General features: G+C 42.8%; 16 protein-coding genes and 1 riboswitch. Of the genes, 11 read left to right on the top strand and 5 right to left on the bottom strand.

Annotated elements, in window-relative coordinates; translation table 11 throughout:
- Positions 1 to 206: 206 nt before the first annotated feature.
- The 3 genes from MKX49_RS22980 to MKX49_RS22970 all read left to right on the top strand — a co-directional run bounded on the left by MKX49_RS22980 (position 207) and on the right by MKX49_RS22970 (position 3,814).
- Positions 207 to 1,688 (top strand): amino acid permease, encoded by a 1,482-nt coding sequence (locus MKX49_RS22980; RefSeq protein ID WP_323596023.1) that lies wholly within the window; start codon positions 207 to 209, stop codon positions 1,686 to 1,688.
- Between the two features lie 242 nt (positions 1,689 to 1,930).
- On the top strand, positions 1,931 to 3,031 hold the full coding sequence (locus MKX49_RS22975) for a CaiB/BaiF CoA transferase family protein (RefSeq protein ID WP_340877911.1): 1,101 nt from the start codon (positions 1,931 to 1,933) through the stop codon (positions 3,029 to 3,031).
- Positions 3,032 to 3,286: 255 nt separating this feature from the next.
- Positions 3,287 to 3,814, top strand: a complete 528-nt coding sequence (locus MKX49_RS22970) for a hypothetical protein (RefSeq protein ID WP_340877910.1) — start codon at positions 3,287 to 3,289, stop codon at positions 3,812 to 3,814.
- A 143-nt stretch (positions 3,815 to 3,957) separates the two neighbouring features.
- Here MKX49_RS22970 and MKX49_RS22965 read toward each other — a convergent pair whose 3' ends face one another.
- Positions 3,958 to 5,061, bottom strand: coding sequence for a 5-methyltetrahydropteroyltriglutamate--homocysteine S-methyltransferase (locus MKX49_RS22965; protein WP_340877909.1), 1,104 nt, complete (start codon positions 5,059 to 5,061; stop codon positions 3,958 to 3,960).
- Between the two features lie 81 nt (positions 5,062 to 5,142).
- A riboswitch (SAM riboswitch) is annotated at positions 5,143 to 5,244 on the bottom strand.
- Positions 5,245 to 5,400: 156 nt separating this feature from the next.
- Here MKX49_RS22965 and MKX49_RS22960 point away from each other — a divergent pair.
- The 7 genes from MKX49_RS22960 to MKX49_RS22930 all read left to right on the top strand — a co-directional run bounded on the left by MKX49_RS22960 (position 5,401) and on the right by MKX49_RS22930 (position 13,071).
- Positions 5,401 to 5,820, top strand: a complete 420-nt coding sequence (locus MKX49_RS22960; RefSeq protein WP_340877908.1) for a hypothetical protein — start codon at positions 5,401 to 5,403, stop codon at positions 5,818 to 5,820.
- A gap of 173 nt (positions 5,821 to 5,993) precedes the next feature.
- Positions 5,994 to 6,536: a glycerol-3-phosphate responsive antiterminator gene (locus tag MKX49_RS22955; RefSeq protein ID WP_048683275.1), complete on the top strand. Its 543-nt coding sequence runs from the start codon at positions 5,994 to 5,996 to the stop codon at positions 6,534 to 6,536.
- A gap of 225 nt (positions 6,537 to 6,761) precedes the next feature.
- Entirely contained in the window at positions 6,762 to 7,586 is an 825-nt protein-coding gene (locus MKX49_RS22950) for an MIP/aquaporin family protein (RefSeq protein ID WP_053536671.1), read from the top strand.
- 21 nt (positions 7,587 to 7,607) lie between these two features.
- Positions 7,608 to 9,098 carry a glycerol kinase GlpK gene (gene glpK, locus MKX49_RS22945; RefSeq protein ID WP_340877907.1) on the top strand — a complete coding sequence of 497 codons (1,491 nt, stop codon included), beginning with the start codon at positions 7,608 to 7,610 and terminating at the stop codon, positions 9,096 to 9,098.
- Between the two features lie 410 nt (positions 9,099 to 9,508).
- A complete protein-coding gene (locus MKX49_RS22940; RefSeq protein WP_340877905.1) occupies positions 9,509 to 11,161 on the top strand; it encodes a glycerol-3-phosphate dehydrogenase/oxidase in 1,653 nt (550 codons plus the stop codon).
- A 204-nt stretch (positions 11,162 to 11,365) separates the two neighbouring features.
- A complete protein-coding gene (locus MKX49_RS22935) occupies positions 11,366 to 12,820 on the top strand; it encodes an alanine/glycine:cation symporter family protein (protein WP_340877904.1) in 1,455 nt (484 codons plus the stop codon).
- A 107-nt stretch (positions 12,821 to 12,927) separates the two neighbouring features.
- Positions 12,928 to 13,071: a sugar diacid recognition domain-containing protein gene (locus MKX49_RS22930; RefSeq protein ID WP_340877903.1), complete on the top strand. Its 144-nt coding sequence runs from the start codon at positions 12,928 to 12,930 to the stop codon at positions 13,069 to 13,071.
- A 207-nt stretch (positions 13,072 to 13,278) separates the two neighbouring features.
- Here MKX49_RS22930 and MKX49_RS22925 read toward each other — a convergent pair whose 3' ends face one another.
- The 4 genes from MKX49_RS22925 to MKX49_RS22910 form a co-directional block, all read right to left on the bottom strand.
- Complete coding sequence (locus MKX49_RS22925; RefSeq protein WP_340877902.1) at positions 13,279 to 14,499, bottom strand: PucR family transcriptional regulator; 1,221 nt, start codon at positions 14,497 to 14,499, stop codon at positions 13,279 to 13,281.
- 130 nt (positions 14,500 to 14,629) lie between these two features.
- On the bottom strand, positions 14,630 to 16,099 hold the full coding sequence (putP, locus tag MKX49_RS22920) for a sodium/proline symporter PutP (RefSeq protein ID WP_096339239.1): 1,470 nt from the start codon (positions 16,097 to 16,099) through the stop codon (positions 14,630 to 14,632).
- Between the two features lie 167 nt (positions 16,100 to 16,266).
- On the bottom strand, positions 16,267 to 17,808 hold the full coding sequence (gene pruA, locus MKX49_RS22915; protein ID WP_340877901.1) for an L-glutamate gamma-semialdehyde dehydrogenase: 1,542 nt from the start codon (positions 17,806 to 17,808) through the stop codon (positions 16,267 to 16,269).
- 58 nt (positions 17,809 to 17,866) lie between these two features.
- Positions 17,867 to 18,784, bottom strand: coding sequence for a proline dehydrogenase family protein (locus tag MKX49_RS22910; RefSeq protein ID WP_034310470.1), 918 nt, complete (start codon positions 18,782 to 18,784; stop codon positions 17,867 to 17,869).
- A 388-nt stretch (positions 18,785 to 19,172) separates the two neighbouring features.
- On the opposite strand from MKX49_RS22910, the gene MKX49_RS22905 reads away from it, so the two are divergent.
- Complete coding sequence (locus MKX49_RS22905; protein WP_153246116.1) at positions 19,173 to 19,337, top strand: hypothetical protein; 165 nt, start codon at positions 19,173 to 19,175, stop codon at positions 19,335 to 19,337.
- Positions 19,338 to 19,450: the final 113 nt, after the last annotated feature.

Raw genomic sequence — 19,450 nt, 5'->3', positions numbered from 1 at the left:
TGTGCAAAGAAATTTGTCTATTGAAGGCATTTTTTTGGATAATCTGTTGAATATTGCGCTTTGTAAATTTGGCATGAAAATTGCATATATTCAGAAAAGGAATTCGGATTGTAAATTAGGTCTATTTGAGAGTCTATGAAATAGGAAAATTTATTAAATGATTTCCCCATATATGAAAGCGCTTATATAGAAAGGGATGAAAAATTATGATACCAAAACAAGAAAATGACATCTTGCATCCTCCAAAGCAAGAAGAACAAGGGTTAAAGCGCGGTTTGAAATCCCGCCATTTAACGATGATTTCCATTGGCGGGGCTATTGGTACCGGGCTGTTCCTCAGCAGCGGGGCAGCCATTCATACAGCTGGGCCAGGCGGGGCATTACTTGCTTATGCCTTAGTTGGGGCAATGGTGTACTTCGTGATGACGAGCTTAGGGGAATTGGCAGCCTTTATGCCGACAAGCGGCTCCTTCAGTACCTATGGATCGAAATTCGTCGATCCGGCATTTGGTTTTGCCTTGGGATGGACGTATTGGTTCAATTGGTCGATGACGATAGCCGCAGAGTTGGCAGCCTCGACAATGATCATGAAATTCTGGTTTCCGAATAGTCCATCATTGTTATGGAGTTCATCATTCTTGGTGCTCATTTTCCTATTGAACTATTTATCCGTTAAAGGATATGGTGAAGGGGAATACTGGTTTTCCTTCATAAAAGTAACCGCCATCGTTATTTTTATTATCGTCGGGCTGCTAATGATCGTCGGCATTATGGGCGGCGAAGCGGTAGGCTTTAAAAACTTCACCGTCGATGACGCTCCTTTCCCGGGCGGGTTCATGGGTGTCTTCATCGTTTTCATAGCGGCTGGCTTTTCTTTTCAAGGTACCGAAATTGTCGGTGTAGCTGCCGGGGAAAGTGAAGATCCTGCACGGAATATACCGAAGGCCATTAAAAGTGTCTTCTGGAGGATCTTGCTCTTTTACGTATTGGCAATCTTCGTAATTGGACTGCTTATCCCTTATACGAACTCGAGTTTGCAAGGTGATAACGTCATGGTAAGCCCATTCACGCTCATTTTTGAAAAAGCTGGAGTGGCCTTTGCCGCTTCGCTTATGAATGCCGTCATTTTAACAGCGGTATTATCTGCTGGTAACTCTAGTCTATATGCATCTACACGCATGTTATATTCAATGGCAAAAGATGGGCAAGCACCGCGTATTTTTGCAAAACTTAATAAACGCGGCGTACCGGTTGCAGGCATGATTTTGACATGCTCCATCGGCATGCTGGCCTTTTTAGCCTCCGTATTCGGCGATGGTAAAGTGTATATTTGGTTAATGAATGCCATTGGAATTACAGGATTCATCTTTTGGCTCGGCATTTCCATCAGCCATTACCGTTTCCGGAAAGCGTTCATCGCTCAAGGCCATTCATTGGAGAAGCTGCCATATAAGGCACTATGGTTCCCGATCGGACCGATCTTTGCCATATTAATCGGCATGATCGTCATCCTGTCCCAAAATATCCAAGCCTTTTTCTCAGACCATATCGATTGGGGCAGTGTTGTAGCTGCATACCTGGGAATCCCGCTTTTCCTTGGTCTATGGCTTGGCTATAAATTTGTAAGAAAAACTAAATTCGTTAAACTTGATGAAGTCGAATTTGACTTTGACAAAAAATATGAATGAACAAGCTTAAAGTAAAAGCAGCCGGACAATGCAGTTTTAAATTGTCCGGCTTTTACTTGTTTTCTATAGGCTCATTATCAAAAGCCAGGAAGCTGATTCCTGGCTTTTATTTTTATTAAATGGAAATTTATACAAATGTTATGGGAGGTGTTATATGATAATCGTAAACTCGGCTTTATTGCATGTACAGAACGACTGGAGGGCTTTTACTATTTTCAAGGGAAAGGGAAGGTGCACGGCTGATGACCTTATTGACTCATTTAAAAGTATTGGACTTTTCAACGTTACTGCCAGGCCCATTTGCCACTTTGATGCTAGCGGATTTAGGAGCGTATGTTTTGAAGGTGGAGAGGCCGGGGACAAAGGATTCATGGGGTGTGAACCAATATCTTAACAGATCGAAGAAGTCGATCACACTGGATTTAAAACAATCCGAGTCTATCGAATCCGTAAAAAACCTAGTGACGGAATACGATATCGTCATTGAACAATTCCGTCCAGGTGTCATGGAACGTCTGGGTCTGGGGTATGAGGCATTAAAATCGATCAACCCGAAGCTGATTTACTGTTCGATCACGGGCTACGGCCAGACTGGTCCCTATAAAGACCGACCGGGACATGATATCAATTATATTTCGATAGCAGGCTTATCAGGCTATTCCGGTACGAAAAAGGACGGCCCGGCAAAAAACGGAACCCAAATAGCAGATCTTGCCGGAGGCTCACTGCATGCTGTCATCGGAATATTATCTGCAGTCATTCACAGGGAAAGAACAGGATTCGGCCAAGCCATCGACATCAGCATGACCGACTGCAGTTTTGCCTTGAATGCCATATCCGCACCTCCGAATTTACAAAGGGGCCTTGAACTTGAACCAGAAAAACTGATGCTGAACGGAGGGTCTTTTTATGACTTTTACGAAACGAAAGATGGACGCTATTTTTCGGTAGGCAGCCTTGAGCCCCCTTTTCGAAAAGCATTATGTGAAGCGATCGGTGCACCCGATTTATATGAGCTGAGCATGAAAAGCGATGAAGAAAGCGGAATCAGGTTTAAAACGGCCGTCCGGCTGGCTTTCCGCGAGAGAGATTTTCAGGAATGGCAGGAGATATTCGCTGAATTCGAGGCCTGCGCAGAACCAGTGCTGACCTTCACCGAGGCGGCCGAGCATCCCCAATTGAAGGAGAGGGGAATGATCGTCGAGGTACCTGACGGAAAAGGGAATGTCCAGAGGCAAATCGCCTGCCCGATCAAAACATCGGTTTTCACCCCTGAATATAAACATGCAGGCTTGGAGCCAGGACAAAACAACGCAGAAATCCTTCGCACCCCCAATCGCTAAATAAAATTGTAAAGGCTATCGCTTATCCGGTTTTTTTTGGAAGGTGATAGCCTGTTTTTTTTGAATGCCGGAAAAAGGAGGGGGAGGGTCGATATGATCGTTCGAAGTTCGAAGGAAGGAGAACAATTATCCTCTTATCATTTGTGGAAAGCAACATATTCCCACTGTGAAAATTTACTAGTTATAACCAGTGTGGGCAGGGTATCAGAGTAGCATCCTGGTAAGGAAATCGCTGGTAAGGAGGGTTAGTTAAATATGTTTGGTCTCTCTGATATCATTAAATTTCTATTTTCCTTTTTTTTGATCATGCCGATCGTTACACTGATACATTTGAGCGGGCATATTTTCTTTGTTACGATCTTTGGGGGATCAGAAAAGAAGATCTTGATCGGGTGTGGTAATAAGCTTTTCGCCTTTCGGAACATAGAAGTGAGGAAATATTATTTTTGGAATGGTACTTGCGAGTTCAAGGGATTGAAACATGATAATCGATTGACGAATACCCTGATCTATTTAGGGGGGTCTATCTTTAATTTGATCAGCATGCTGATCATATATAGCTTAGTGTATCAGAATATCCTGGACAGCTCGGTAATCTGGTATCAATTTATCTATTTTTCTTTTTATATTATGTTTTTCTCCCTGTTTCCGATGTATTTCTCGGACGGATCGCCTAGTGATGGGAAGGCTGCGGAATTAGCCTTGAGGAATAAGCTGGAAGATAGGGTGACGGATGATATATTCGTGAAGAAAATGGAGGATGATGATGATAGCTGCAAGTAAAAAGGGAAAGTGCAGATGGCCGTTCTTTTTTTATTTGCTTTCAGTTTTAGGGTTTTAAGTATAAACCTAATCGGCACGCTTATATTGAAGCCGATTAGGTTGTTCGAATCCTGTAAATAAGTTTTAAAGTCCCCGCAAAATAATCATTCCCATACTTCTTTTGCTACATCAACGACGAATTTCAGTTTTTCCCATTGCTGTGCTTCGGTTAGCTTGTTGCCGTGATGTGTGGAGGCGAAGCCGCATTGGGGGCTTAAGCATAATTGTTCGAGCGGAACGAAGTGCGAGGCTTCTTTAATGCGTGCCTTAACAGCTTCCTTGTCCTCGATTTCCCCATTTTTTGAAGTGACGACACCCAGTACGACCCGTGCACCGCCATTTGGAATGTATTCCAATGGTTTGAAATCCCCAGAGCGTTGATCATCATATTCCAAGAAGAATCCATCCACTTTTTCTTTTGCCAATAAAGTTGGGGCGATACGGGCATAGCTTCCTTCAAACGCCCATGTCGACTGGTAGTTTCCGCGACATAGGTGGGTAGTGACGATAAGGTCTTCTGGTTTGCCTTCCAATGCGCCATTAATGACCCGAAGTGCAAGATCAATTAATTGTTCCCTCGTATATTTTCCATCCTTGAACTGGAAATCCGGAGCTGAAAGTCTGGCAATATATACATCATCCAATTGAAGATAACGCACACCTGCTTCATAAAAGGCTTTCAAAGCATGCTGATAGGCTTTGATGATATCATTTGCATAGTCTTCGATATCAGGGTAGACGTCTTCATTATGAATGCCTGCAGCAAATAATTGATTCGGACTGGGGATGGTTTGCTTGGCAACGGCACGTCCGTTCACTATTTTGTTCAATTCAATGAAATCACGAATGAAGGGATGTTCAGGGTTGAATGAAACCTTCCCGGTATTGCGAACATTATATCTCTCTGTTTCCACACCATCGAATGTGAGGCCTTTTTCAGTTACATATCCCTCGATGCCATTTAAATGTTCGAGGAAGTCAAAGTGCCACCATGTTCGTCTGAACTCACCGTCCGTAACGGCCTCTAAACCAACTTCAATTTGTTTATCGACGATCCGTTTGATTTCTTCAGTTTCAATTTCACGAAGCCGCTCAGCTGAAATGGTACCTTCCTTAAAGTCCTTTCTGGCAATATGTAAACGTTCCGGTCTTAATAAACTTCCGACGTGGTCCGCCCTGAACGGTGCTTTCGTTAATGTGATTGACATGTTGATTCCTTCTTTCCTTTTAAAAATAAAAAACCTCTCCTTAAAAATAAGAAGAGGTGTTGGCAACAAAGCTATATACTCTTCTTATCTTCAAGTTTTTACACTTCTGGAATTAGCACAGTACAAGATCAGTCTGTTGCTGAGGCATCAAAGGGCCAGTCCCTCCACCTCTCTGGATAAGAGTTGTCTATTAAATTAACTATGACTATACAGGTAGTTTTTATGAAGGTCAAGGGGGGGAGCTGGAATATTTCGAATATACCGTTTATTAATCTGGGCTGAAATGTTAACGGCATCAGGGAATCCGGCATATGCTTTGAGTGGGGAGGGGATGCAAGGATGAGTCCATTCAAAAATGGCATACCGATTACGGTAACTGAAGCCATGATAGAGAGAATCATAAAAATGAAATCATCTGGTCAGGATATTAAAGTCGAGATTACGCCAAGGCATATTGTGCTTTCCGGAATGATGGAAGTTAAAAAAATGATGTTTAAGAAAAACGTAGCTTTCCGGATTACATTAAAACCGGTTCATGTGGAAAAAAGAACGATTTCATTTGAATTAGTGGAAATGGAACCCGTTGACAGGAATTTCATCAACCAAAGGATATTTAACAGACCGCCATTTTTTGAATATGAAAAAAGAGCAATCAAAATGAATGTTAATGCTTGGAGCATCGTGAGGAAAATTCCGATTGGCACAATTAAATCGTATGAACTCGCCGAAGGTGCATTGAAAATGAATCTTTCTATATGATTTAAGGGGATATTTTACATATATCCTTAGCCGTAACCTATAAAGGGTTTGCCAGGTATGATAGTGTTAAGATGACATGGTTCATGAAAAAAATGTGTTTGATAAATCAAGCTCTTTAAAATATACTAAATGACTTGAAGTTTTGAGTTTTTCTGGGAATGAGGAGGATAATGATGGATCAGAAGATTTTGCCTGCTTCAGCAAGCATGAAGGATTTCGAAAGATTTCTAGAAAGTTCCTATGAAATAGGTGTGTTTCTTGATTTGCATATCTCACAATTGAAAAATGTAAGTATGATGGCAAAGCAGCATAATAAGAAAATGATTTATCATGTCGATTTGATCCATGGCATAAGAAGTGATGAGTACGCGACGGAATTCATTTGTCAGGAATATAACCCCTATGGGCTGATTTCGACTAAATCAAGCGTTATATTGAAGGCGAAGCAAAAGGGGGTCATTGCCATCCAGCGAATCTTTTTAATAGACTCACACGCGCTTGAGAAAAGTTATAAGCTGGTGCAGAAAACAAAGCCGGATTATATCGAAGTATTGCCGGGCGCCATGCCATGGATGATAAAAGAAGTGAAGGAACGATTGCAGACACCGATTTTTGCAGGCGGCCTCATACGTACTTCGGATGAAGTCCTGAATGCCCTTGATGCAGGGGCATCGTCAATCACCACTTCAAAAACTGAATTATGGGATATCGTCTAATAGGGAAAAATTGAAAAAAATTACAGAAAAATAGATTAATTTCTCACAAATTATTGACAGCGTTTTCATAACCTAGTATATTTTACAGTACAAGTTAATATATGTGACGGAGACTAGGAGATTCACAACAGATCTATTCATAATTTTTTTATGAAGATAGTTCTGCTGCGGATCTCCTTTTATTTGTTGGCAAGGTTTAAAAAATTATCAGGGGAGGGTTTTATCATGACTCCATTTTGGGGAGAAGTGTTAGGCACGATGATTTTAGTTTTATTCGGAGCAGGTATTGGGGCAGGTTCATCCTTAAAGGGTTCCTATGCAAAAGATGCCGGCTGGATCGTTATCACGATTGCATGGGGATTGGCTGTTACCATGGGTGTTTTTGCAGTGGGGTCCATAAGCGGGGCGCATTTAAACCCGGCGGTCACAGTTGGGTTTGCCATTATTGGAGAATTTCCATGGAGTGATGTGCCCGGTTACATCGTTGCCCAGATGATTGGCGCGATACTCGGCGCAACTCTAGTATTCCTGCACTATTTGCCACACTGGAAAGCTACGGATGATCCAGGGGCGAAGCTTGGTGTGTTCGCGACTTCACCTGCAATCCCGCACACATTTTCAAATCTATTAAGTGAGATGATTGGAACTTTCATCCTTATTCTTGGTCTATTATTTATAGGAGCCAATGATTTTACAGAGGGTCTAAACCCATTCGCAGTCGGGTTATTGATTGTCGTGATCGGGATGTCACTTGGGGGAACGACAGGATACGCCATTAACCCTGCCCGCGACCTGGGGCCGCGCATCGCTCACTTTTTGCTGCCGATACCTGGTAAAGGCAATTCCAACTGGGGCTATTCATGGATTCCGGTCGTTGGACCGATTGTAGGGGGTTCACTTGGTGCCGTTTGTTATAAAGCATTTTTTATGGGGGAAATAACGGCAGGATTTTGGTCTGTTATGGGTGCAAGCCTGGTACTATTGATAGTAGCCTATGCTTTTGGTAAAAAACAGTCACATGAAATGGATAGCAGAAATATCGCTAGTTAATTAAAAGGAGGGGCATACACAATGGAAAAATACATTTTATCATTAGATCAAGGAACAACAAGTTCGAGGGCGATTTTATTTAATGAAAAGGGGGAAATCGTCCATTCCTCCCAAAAGGAATTTACGCAGCATTTCCCTAAACCAGGCTGGGTCGAACATAACGCCAATGAGATTTGGGGATCGATCCTGGCGGTGATCGCCGGTGTACTATCTGAATCCGGTGTAAAGCCAGAGCAAATTGCCGGTATCGGGATCACCAATCAGCGTGAAACGGCAGTCGTTTGGGATAAGGAAACAGGTACGCCTGTCTATAATGCGATTGTATGGCAGTCCAGGCAAACAAGTGGAATCTGTGATGAGTTGAAGGAAAAGGGACTTAATGATCTATTCCGGGATAAAACGGGATTGTTGATAGATGCCTATTTTTCCGGAACGAAAGTGAAATGGATCCTCGATAATGTGGAAGGGGCGCGGCAAAAGGCGGATGAAGGCAAGCTGTTATTCGGTACCATCGATACTTGGCTGATCTGGAAGCTATCAGGAGGCAAGGCTCATGTAACGGACTATTCCAATGCATCCCGGACATTGATGTACAATATACATGAACTGAAATGGGATGAAGAACTGCTTGAGATATTGACTGTACCAAAGTCGATGCTGCCGGAAGTGAGGCCTTCCTCTGAGGAATATGCACGTACGATCGAATATCATTTCTTTGGCCAATCGATTCCGATCGCCGGGGCAGCCGGTGATCAGCAGGCAGCATTATTCGGCCAAGCCTGCTTTAATGAAGGAATGGCTAAAAATACGTATGGAACAGGCTGTTTCATGCTCATGAATACAGGAACCAAGGCTGTCAGCTCCGAACACGGACTATTGACGACCCTTGCTTGGGGCTTGAATGGGAAGGTCGAATATGCACTGGAAGGCAGTATATTCGTAGCTGGCTCCGCCATCCAATGGCTCCGCGATGGCCTGCGGATGCTGCATGATGCCAAGGACAGCGAGGCCTATGCAAAACGGGTGGAAAGTACGGATGGAGTATATGTGGTACCAGCTTTCGTAGGACTTGGAACTCCATATTGGGACAGCGAAGTGCGGGGAGCCGTTTTTGGTTTGACGCGCGGCACATCAAAAGAACATTTCATTCGCGCCACACTTGAATCACTTGCGTATCAAACGAAGGATGTCCTTGATGCAATGGAGGCAGATTCAGGAATCGAGCTGCAAACATTAAGAGTGGATGGCGGGGCAGTCAAGAATGACTTCTTGATGCAATTCCAGGGCGACTTATTACGTGTGACCGTCGAGAGGCCGACCATAAACGAAACTACAGCATTAGGTGCTGCATACCTAGCCGGCCTTGCTGTCGGGTATTGGAAGGATCAAGAAGAAATCTCCCGGCAATGGGCGGTAGACAAAACCTTTGAACCATCCATGGAAGAGCAAGAAAGTGAAAAATTATATGAAGGCTGGAAGAAAGCCGTACATGCCGCTATGGCGTTTAAATAAAAAACAACATGAATCCTTTCTCAAATGAGCTGGAGTATGCTATAATGAAATCAAGTTAATAACTCGGCCGGAGAACAGGAGAGACCATGAATGCGTTATCGTTAATTCGATAATGTGCATTTATGGTCTCTTTTTTTGTTTTTAACGGCAGATTAGGGATATTAATATCTATATAACTTATGCGAACAAATGAACCAATTGAATATAATGACCGAATTCACGAGTAAATCGCGCGAATTCACGAGTAAATCGTGTGAATTCACGAGTAAACCGTGCGAATTCACGAGTAAAAGTGCAGAATTCACGAGTAAATCATGCGAATTCACGAGTAAAAGTGCAGAATTCACGAGTGAACATCGCCAATTCATACAAAAAACAATAGAATGCAATACTTAAAGGAGGAGTCAGGCATGAGGTTTTCAAATATATATCGGGAAGAAACGGTCGAAACTCTGAAAAAAGAGAAATTTGATGTGGTTGTCATTGGTGGGGGAATTACCGGTGCAGGAATCGCTCTGGATGCAACGACCCGTGGGATGAAAGTGGCTTTGGTTGAAATGCAGGATTTTGCTGCAGGTACTTCAAGCCGCTCGACAAAGCTTGTTCATGGCGGATTGCGGTATTTGAAGCAATTTGAAATAAAAATGGTTGCCGAGGTTGGTAAAGAGCGAGAAATCGTATATGAGAATGGACCGCATGTGACCACGCCGGAATGGATGCTGTTACCGATGCATAAAGGAGGCACCTTCGGGAAATTCAGTACTTCGATTGGGCTTCGGGTCTATGATTTCCTTGCAGGGGTTAAAAAATCTGAACGCAGGAAAATGCTTTCGGCGGATGAAACACTAAAACGGGAGCCTCTCGTTAAGAAAGAGGGATTGAAGGGCGGAGGCTACTATGTTGAATATCGGACAGATGATGCACGTCTTACGATTGAAGTCATGAAGGCGGCTGTCGATAAAGGTGCAACACCGATAAATTATACAAAAGTAGATAAATTGTTATATGAAAACGGTAAGGTGAACGGAGTCCAAGTGGCCGATTTGCTTTCAGGTGATGCTTATGAAATATACGCAGACAAAGTTATTAATGCAGCAGGTCCGTGGGTGGATTCCATTCGTGAGAAGGACCAATCGAAACAAGGGAAGACGCTGAAGTTATCCAAGGGTGTTCACGTGGTCATCGACCAATCGAAATTCCCGTTGAAGCAGGCGCTTTATTTTGATACGCCTGATGGCCGGATGATTTTTGCCATCCCGAGAGCCGGTAAAGCTTATGTAGGGACTACAGATACTTTTTATGATGGTGATCCTGCAGTGCCGACCGTTACTTCCGAAGACCGTGCCTATCTATTAAAGTGCATACATTATATGTTTCCAGAAGTGAACATTACGGATGATGATATCGAATCCAGCTGGGCTGGGGTAAGGCCGTTGATTCTTGAAGAAGGGAAAGATCCTTCTGAGATATCAAGGAAAGATGAAATCTGGGAGTCCGATTCTGGCCTTATCACCATTGCGGGTGGGAAATTGACCGGTTATCGCAAAATGGCAAAAACGACGGTCGACCTTTTGGCAGGGAAGCTTGCCGAGCAGTCCAATAAAAATTACCCAGCCAGCAGCACGAAAGGAATGCCGATTTCCGGAGGGGATGTCGGGGGATCAAGCAACTTCTCCGATTATATCAAGCAACATGTTCAAATGGGAGTTGACTCAGGGCTCGCTGTAAAGGACTCCAAAGAGATATTGGCCATGTACGGGTCCAACGCACCTGTGTTATTCGATATCGCCAAAAACGAAGGAGACGGAGGAGCGAACAGCGGCCTTCCAAAGAAATTGTTCGTACAGCTGAAATACGCAGTTGATCATGAAATGGCCGCAACTCCAGTGGATTTCTTCTTCCGCAGGACGGGGACGTTGTTATTCGATATCGATTTAGTCCAAACGCATAAACATGCAGCGATCGATTATATGGCTGGATATTTTGGATGGACGGAATCAACAAAAATGGAGAGAACCAATCAATTGGAACAGGAAATATTGGGTGCGATTAAAGTATCTTGATCCATATGCAAAAAACATGACGCCGGCGGAATCGCTGGCGTTTTTTTTGTATTCGGAATGTGATTATCGGGGTATTTGCAAGTGGAAAAATAAAAATACATATGTGAGGTTTCCTCACGTGAAAACTATTGTTTAATCCATCAAGATGAAATATAATCATTAAAAGATAAATTAGAATTTTCAAACTATAAAGGGGGAGCTTGATTGTCTGAATTTATTACGGCTTTAAATGGAGTTTTATGGAGTTCGCCAGTCATTTATATTTTATTGGGAGTAGGTTTATTATTCTCGATTTTGACCCGTTTCCTGCAAGTGAGGCATATTAAGGAAATGGTCCTTTTGATGTTCCAAGGAAAGAGTTCGGAAGCGGGGGTTTCCTCATTCCAGGCTTTATCCATAGCCCTTTCAGGTCGGGTCGGTACAGGTAACATTGCAGGGGTGGCCACGGCTATCGCCTTTGGCGGTCCCGGTGCCGTTTTCTGGATGTGGGCCATAGCCTTCATAGGAGCGGCCAGTGCATTTGTGGAATCCACTTTAGCTCAAATTTATAAAGTCAAACAAGATGGTCAATATCGAGGGGGACCAGCCTATTATATTGAAAAAGGAATGGGCGTGAAGTGGTTTGCTGTTCTTTTTGCATTTGCAGCCCTTATAGCCATGGCCATCCTTATGCCAGGTGTTCAATCCAATTCGATTGCTGCCGGAGTGGAAAATGCATTCGGCATCAAACCGGTGTTCACTGGTTTGGCCATTGTCCTTTTACTTGGCTTCATTATATTCGGCGGTGTAAAACGGATAGCTAATGCTGCAACCTTAATCGTCCCTTTTATGGCCCTTGGTTATATATTGCTATCTGTTGTCATCGTTCTAATGAATATCACAGAATTACCAGGAGTCATTTCTTTGATATTCAGAAGTGCCTTCGGGTTGGATTCCGCATTTGGGGGGATCATTGGCATGGCGATAGCTTGGGGAGTGAAACGCGGCGTTTATTCGAATGAGGCCGGGCAAGGGACAGGAGCTCATCCTGCGGCTGCGGCGGAAGTATCACATCCGGCAAAGCAGGGTCTTGTTCAAGCATTCTCGGTTTATATCGACACATTGTTCGTTTGTTCCGCTACGGCCTTCATGATTTTATTTACAGGCATGTATAATACACAAGCGGAAAATGGTTCATTTATCGTCAATAATTTGGGAGATGTAACACCTGGTCCAGGGTATACACAAGCAGCAATTGATAGCGTAATCCCAGGTTTTGGTGCTGGCTTTGTCGCAATCGCCCTTTTCTTTTTCGCCTTTACGACGATCATGGCCTACTATTATATCGCTGAAACCAATATCGCCTATTTAATGCGCAACCGGAATGGTAAATCGGCCATGTTCGCCTTGAAGCTCATCATCCTGGCGGCCAGTTTTTACGGATCCGTGCGTACGGCAGAGCTGGCTTGGGCATTAGGGGATGCGGGTTTAGGCATTATGGTATGGCTCAATGTCATTGCCATTTTAATCCTTGCTAAACCGGCGCTCATTACGTTAAAGGATTACGAAAAGCAAAAGAAAGCAGGAATCGATCCGGTTTTCAATCCAAAAGCTTTAGGCATAAAAAACGCCGATTTTTGGGAGCGTGAGTACACCGGCGACAAGGAAAATGTTTCTTGAGGGAAAATGCTATTAAATTAATTTAATAGAAGAAGATACATGAAAAACCAGCTCAAGTTATTTACGAGCTGGTTTTTCATGGTTTTGCGATAACTAGGGGGGATAATATGTTAGCCAAATTAGCTCAAGAAATTGTGAATATAACAGGTGAAGTAATCGGTCATGATGTACTTATCACGGATAAAGACGGAATGGTTCTTGGTTCAAGCGATAAGCCGGGAAATTCTTATTGGGGGCACTCCGCAAAGTGAAAGAACCATAGAAACTCTGGGTCTAAGCAAACTATCGAAAGAGGAAATGATGGATTTTGTTCGTACTGGGACGCCTAAAGTTTCCGCATAAGGTGAGTCCAGTAAATAGGTAAAGCATGTATAAGGAGAGAAGAAACCGGCAGACCTCGCCGCGTTTCTTCTCTCCTTCGCTTATTGAATCACCCGAACTCAAAAACGGGACGTTCTTTAAGATCTCTGCTTTATAAGCTGTAAGTCGATGTATAGTTGCATTCTCGAATGAAAGTCATCAAAATCGATTGAGGTGAGATCGGTTATTTGATTCAATCTATATTTCAATGTGTTGGTATGAATGTAAAGCTGTTCCGATGTCGGTTTGATCCGGCAATTGTTCAAGAGATATATTTCCAGTGTTTGAAGGAGTTTGGTTTGGCTTTCCAGGTCCTTCTTTTGAAGAATTTCTAAATCCGTATTGATATAATTCGTTTTAGTATGATGGTTGGAGATCATTTCGAGGTAACGGAAAATCCCAAGCTTGCTATATTGGAAGGGAAGCTGTTCGGGTACACCGATGAATTTGGCTGCGTTGATCACTTCCAGGGCTTCGAGATAGGATTTTCTTAATTGAAGAATCGAAGAGTACTCATTTCCGATTCCCGGGAATACCTTTTTATCAGTGAATTGAGAAAGAACGGTATTCGTTAAATCATTGGCGCTATCGGTAAGCAGGTCTTTCCCTTTTCCGTTGCTGCCAATCAGGACGATGATCTTCAATTGGTTTGTGAATACATGGGTAAAATGATTCAACGCATTGGCAAACAGACTGACTGTATCCGCTAATTCATCGAAATGTTCCGCATCTGATTGAGCGATGGTAAAGACATTGACAAGGAAAGTTTCCGGAATGAGAAGACTCATATTGGCGGCTTCCCATTTTATTTGGTTTTCCGTTTGATAGACTTCGTCAATGACCTTTTGATAAAACTCATTTTTTTCTTCATCTTTTTTTATGTTTATCTGTTTTTTCTGATAAAGGAGCTTGCCGATATGATGGGAAACCTCGTGTAAAAATTCCAGATCGGAATCAGTCATCATTTCCGTTTCTTGGACCCAAATGAACCCGAAGACTTGTCCTTTATGAACGGCGCTCACAACGACCCTTTGATTTAACCCGATTTCCTCGATTTGTTTCACCCTAAAGGGATGCTCCACTGTTTTAAGCTGTTCGACAATGCCCTCATCCATGAATTTTTCCAGGATTGGAATCGGCCAATGCTTTGTGAAGATGGTTTGCCGATTGGCTTGGTCGAAGTGTTCGATATAATATGAACTATATGCCAGCAATAAAAATTGGTCATTTTCGATAACGACTGGTTTTTTTAAATAAGTGCTGACCATATCCGTTATATCGTTGATGTTTGTGAGAGTCAGGATTTTTTCTAATGACATATATGGCCCCCTGCAGTTTTTTGAAGTGTATGACAACTTAGTTTAATAATACTTTTAAACTAATGATGTGTATAGGGGCAAGAACAAAGAAGGAACGGTATATGAAAAAATACCGTTCCTTTTAGGGGTTTTATTTTTGTTTTAAAGTTTTTTCGAATTCTTCGAATTTCGCTTCTACTTCTTTTGATGGTTTCGCTGTTAGAAGACTGACCAGGATGATGGCAATCAAGCTTGCGCCAAAACCAGGAATCATTTCATAAAGCGTATCGGATAATCCTGCCATCGACCAGAAAATTACAGTAGCGGCACCAACGATCATCCCGGCTAAAGCGCCCCATCTTGTCATTCGTTTCCAGCAGAGGCTCAGTATGACCAATGGACCGAATGAAGATCCGAATCCAGCCCATGCATATCCGACAAGTCCAAGGATCGTGTCATTCTGTTCCCAAGAGAGAATGAGCGCTATGACGGATATGGCCAGTACGGAAAGTCTGCCCAGGAAAACAAGCTCTTTATCTGAAGCGGAACGACGGAAGAAAGTTTTGTACATATCCTCCGTTAAAGAGCTGGCCGTAACCAAAAGCTGCGAAGAAATCGTGCTCATGATGGCTGCCAGTATCGCTGAAATCAAGAAACCAGTGATAAGCGGGTGGAATAGTATTTCCCCTAACTCTATGAAAATCGTTTCAGGATCAGCTAACTTCAGGTTGTTCTGATGAAAATACGTGATACCGATGAATCCAGTCAGCATGGCACCGATACTGGAGAAAATCATCCAGCCCATTCCGATAGTACGGGCTTTCTTGATTTCTTTAATAGAACTGATCGCCATAAAGCGGACAATGATATGCGGCTGTCCGAAGTAACCCAGTCCCCAAGCAAATAATGAGATGATTCCTAAAAAGCTGGTCCCCGTGAAAATATTCAACAGAGCAGGATCAATGGAACGTGGCGTGTCAATCGCAGGACCGAAACCGCCAACATGGAAAAGGGTGACGATCGGTACAAGAACCAAGGCGACAACCATGATGATCCCTTGAACAAAGTCTGTCCAGCTTACTGCCAGGAATCCACCGAATAAAGTATAGGCAACGGTGACGCCTGTTAAGATCCATAGGCCTGTATGGTAATCAAGGCCGAATGTACTTTGGAATAAGACTCCGCCGGATACCATTCCGGAAGAAACGTAAAAGGTAAAGAATACGAGGATAACCAAAGCCGAAATGAGCCTTAAGATCTGTGAGCCCTCGCCAAAACGATTTTCCAGGAAAGCGGGGATCGTAATCGAGTTATTGGCGACTTCCGTATAGGTTCTCAATCTAGGTGCAACATACAGCCAGTTCATATAGGCTCCTAATGTGAGACCGATTACAATCCAGATTGAACTTAGTCCTGTTGCGAACATGGCACCAGGCATACCCATTAAAAGCCAACCGCTCATATCCGCGGCACCGGCGCTTAATGCAGTGACAGCAGGTCCAAGGCCCCGGTCGCCCAGCATATAATCATTTAAATTGGAAGTCCTTTTGTATGCGAAGTAACCGATGAGAAGCATGCCAGCCATGTAAATGCTGATCGAAATTATTAATGCGTAATCCATAAAAGACTCCCTTCGTGATGAAATATATAATTTTTTGTTTTAAAAGAGGAAGCAACCTATTTGTCACTTCCTCCATTTAACTTCATTTTGGTTTCCGTATCCAGAATGGAGGATACGGAAACCATAGGGATTTCAAATCATCTTCCGAATTGCTCAATGGAACATTATCAGAATGTTTCGGATGTTGTTTTTGCTTGCATATGAAGCTGCAAGTAGTCCGGTCCGCCTGCCTTGGAATCAGTTCCTGACATGTTGAACCCGCCGAATGGCTGATAACCTACGATTGCACCAGTACAGCCGCGGTTGAAATACAAGTTCCCGACATGGAATTCTTCGCGTGCCTTTTCCATGTTAAGGCGATTTGTCGTAATGACAGCCCCAGTCAAACCATATTCAGTGTTATTGGCAATCTCAAGTGCTTCGTTAAAGTCCTTGGCTTTTGTGAAGGCAACGACTGGTCCGAAGATTTCTTCTTGCATCAAGCGGCCTTGCGGATCGACATCGGCAACGATTGTCGGTTGAACGAAGTAGCCTGTAGAGCTATCTCCTTCTCCTCCAGTCAGAATGCGTCCTTCTTCGTTCCCAATTTCAATATAGCTCATGATTTTGTCAAAAGCAGCTTGATCGATAACCGGTCCCATGAAATGATTTTCTACAGGATTACCAACTGTAAGTTGTTTTGTTAATTCAACAGCGCGAGCTAAAACTTGATCATATACATCTTCAACGATGACAGCACGGGAACAAGCAGAACATTTTTGTCCAGAGAAGCCAAATGCAGATTTCACGATCGATTGAGCAGCCAATTCAAGATCTGCCTCTTTGTCGACGACGATTGTATCTTTTCCGCCCATTTCAGCGATGACACGCTTCAGCCAAATTTGGCCTTCGTTCACTTCTGAAGCACGTTTGTAAATGCGCAGACCTACATCACGTGAACCTGTGAAGGAGATGAAACGTGTTTTAGGATGATCGACCAGGTAGTCGCCGACCTCTGCTCCGCTTCCTGGAACGAAATTCAATACACCTGCTGGAAGGCCTGCTTCAAGCATCACTTCAACGAATTTCGCAGCAACGATAGGAGTAGTAGAAGCTGGTTTCAACAGGATTGTGTTACCAGTAACGATAGCGGCAACAGCTGTACCTGCCATGATCGCAAATGGGAAGTTCCAAGGAGAAATGATGATGCCGACTCCTAATGGAATGTAATCATAGCGGTTGAATTCTCCCGGACGGCTTTGAACAGGCACACCATCTTTAAGAGTAAGCATTTGACGAGCATAGAATTCAAGGAAATCGATTGCTTCCGCTGTATCAGCATCAGCCTCATTCCAAGGTTTTCCCGCTTCTTTCGTCAATAACGCAGAGAATTCATGCTTGCGTCTGCGAATGATGGCAGCCGCTTTGAACAAAACGTCAGCGCGGATTTCCGGCTTCACTTTTTTCCAGCTTTCAAAAGCGGTAACAGCTTCCTGCATGGCTTTTTCAGCAAGGTCCCTATTCGCTTTCGAAACGCGGCCGATGACCTCTTGCTTATCTGCAGGGTTGTATGAAACGATTTTCTCATCAGTCGCCACTTGCTCTGCACCGATATAAAGAGGGTAGTCTTGCCCTAAGTAGCCCTCAACAGTTTGAAGTGCTTCCTGATATGCTTTTTTGTTCTCCTCGTTTGTAAAATCAACAAATGGTTCGTGTTTATATGAAATCATTGATAATCACACCTTTTAATAGATTTTTTTGTAGCAATTAATAATGTTGAAAGTATATTTAGCTTCTGACCATCCCTTTGAAGGCAAAGGCAATATTGGATGGCCTTTCTGCAAGCCTTCTCATGAAGTATCCATACCAATCCAGACCATATGGTACATAGACGCGCATTTTGTAACCTTGCTTGACCAATTCGTATTGAGTCTTGTTCCTCATGCCATAAAGCATTTGGAATTCGAATTGTGTATTTGGGATGTCATATTTCTTGGCCAGCTCTTTTGTATATTCGATGATTTTGTCATCATGTGAGGCAATGGCCGTATAATTTCCGTTAAGAAGACTTTGCTTAATCAACTTTTTATAGTTTTCGTCTACATCATTCTTCTCGGGAAAAGCCACCTCAGGAGATTCCTTATAGGCACCCTTTACGAGACGCAGGAATGGCTTATATTGGCCAAGGTCCTCCAAATCTTTCTCTGTGCGGAATAAATATGCTTGTAGAACAGTACTTATGCAGCTGTATTTTTCTTTGAACTGTCTAAAGATATCGATTGTTGCCTGACAGCGAACTTCATCTTCCATATCGATCGTGACCATGACTTTATGTTTTTCGGCTGTATCAAGAATTTTCGTCATATTCTCAATCACTAGTTTATGATCGATATCAAGTCCCAAAGAAGTCATCTTCAGAGAAACCTGTGAATCAAGTTTTTCCCTGCTGATCATTTCGATCGTTTCGATGCATTCTGCCGTCCGTTCCAGAGTCACTTCCTTGGAATCAACGAATTCCCCAAGATGGTCGACTGTAACCGACAAGCCGCTATTATTAAGTTGTTTAATGAATTTAATGGAACTTTGGAAATCAGTTCCCCCAATGATCTTTCCAGCAGCAAAATTTCCTCCGCTTTTTTTAGCAATATTATTAAGCAGGTTATTCTTAGATAAAAATAAGAAAAAGTCCCTTGTAATGGCTTCCATATAAAGCGCACCCCCTAAGAAGATGTATTTCTTAAATTAAGCTTAAGGTTTTTCGACAATATTCTCAATGTTCTCAAAAAACAATAATTCTGTCATTTCTTTGTCGGTTTTGGACAAATGAAAAGGTTTACATTTCTGCAGATGAAACGAAGGTTTATCTTTTGACTTAAAGAGAAACGCTAGAGGTAAAGCATTTATTAGTAAGCAGGGCTTCTATGGATGCGTTTAAAAGTGGAAACTCGACCATAATCATCCAATGCGTTATAATGAACCTTATTTAACAGAATCGGTCAATGTTCGAAGAAAAAACGATAAATGAAGCTTTCAGACTTAATATCGGTGAAAAATCGCAAAAATAAGTGCATCGGCAAGCCGGGGAGGATAATGAATGGATGCTGTACTTGAAGAACTTAGAGAAACATCGGGATTGATAGTAGGATTAATAATGGCCCTGGTAATTATGGGTCTGATCGGTTATGCCCTTACGAATGTACATGAATCCATCGTTTCACCTGTGGTTCAGTTCATAAAGAAAATGGTCGGTCGAAAATAGTTCAAGCGGAATACATAAACTTTTGTCCCTAATCGATAACGCCCTTGTTAAAGAAATCCCTGCAGGGTTTGTCTAAAAGGGACAAAGAGCCCCAAATATATACACATCAGCCG

This window comes from Peribacillus sp. FSL M8-0224 (genome assembly GCF_038003055.1).
In the GTDB taxonomy this organism is placed as follows: Bacteria; Bacillota; Bacilli; order Bacillales; family DSM-1321; genus Peribacillus; species Peribacillus frigoritolerans.
The sequence above is the reverse complement of the archived record's forward strand: the minus strand, read 5'-3'. Positions and strand labels throughout refer to the sequence as shown.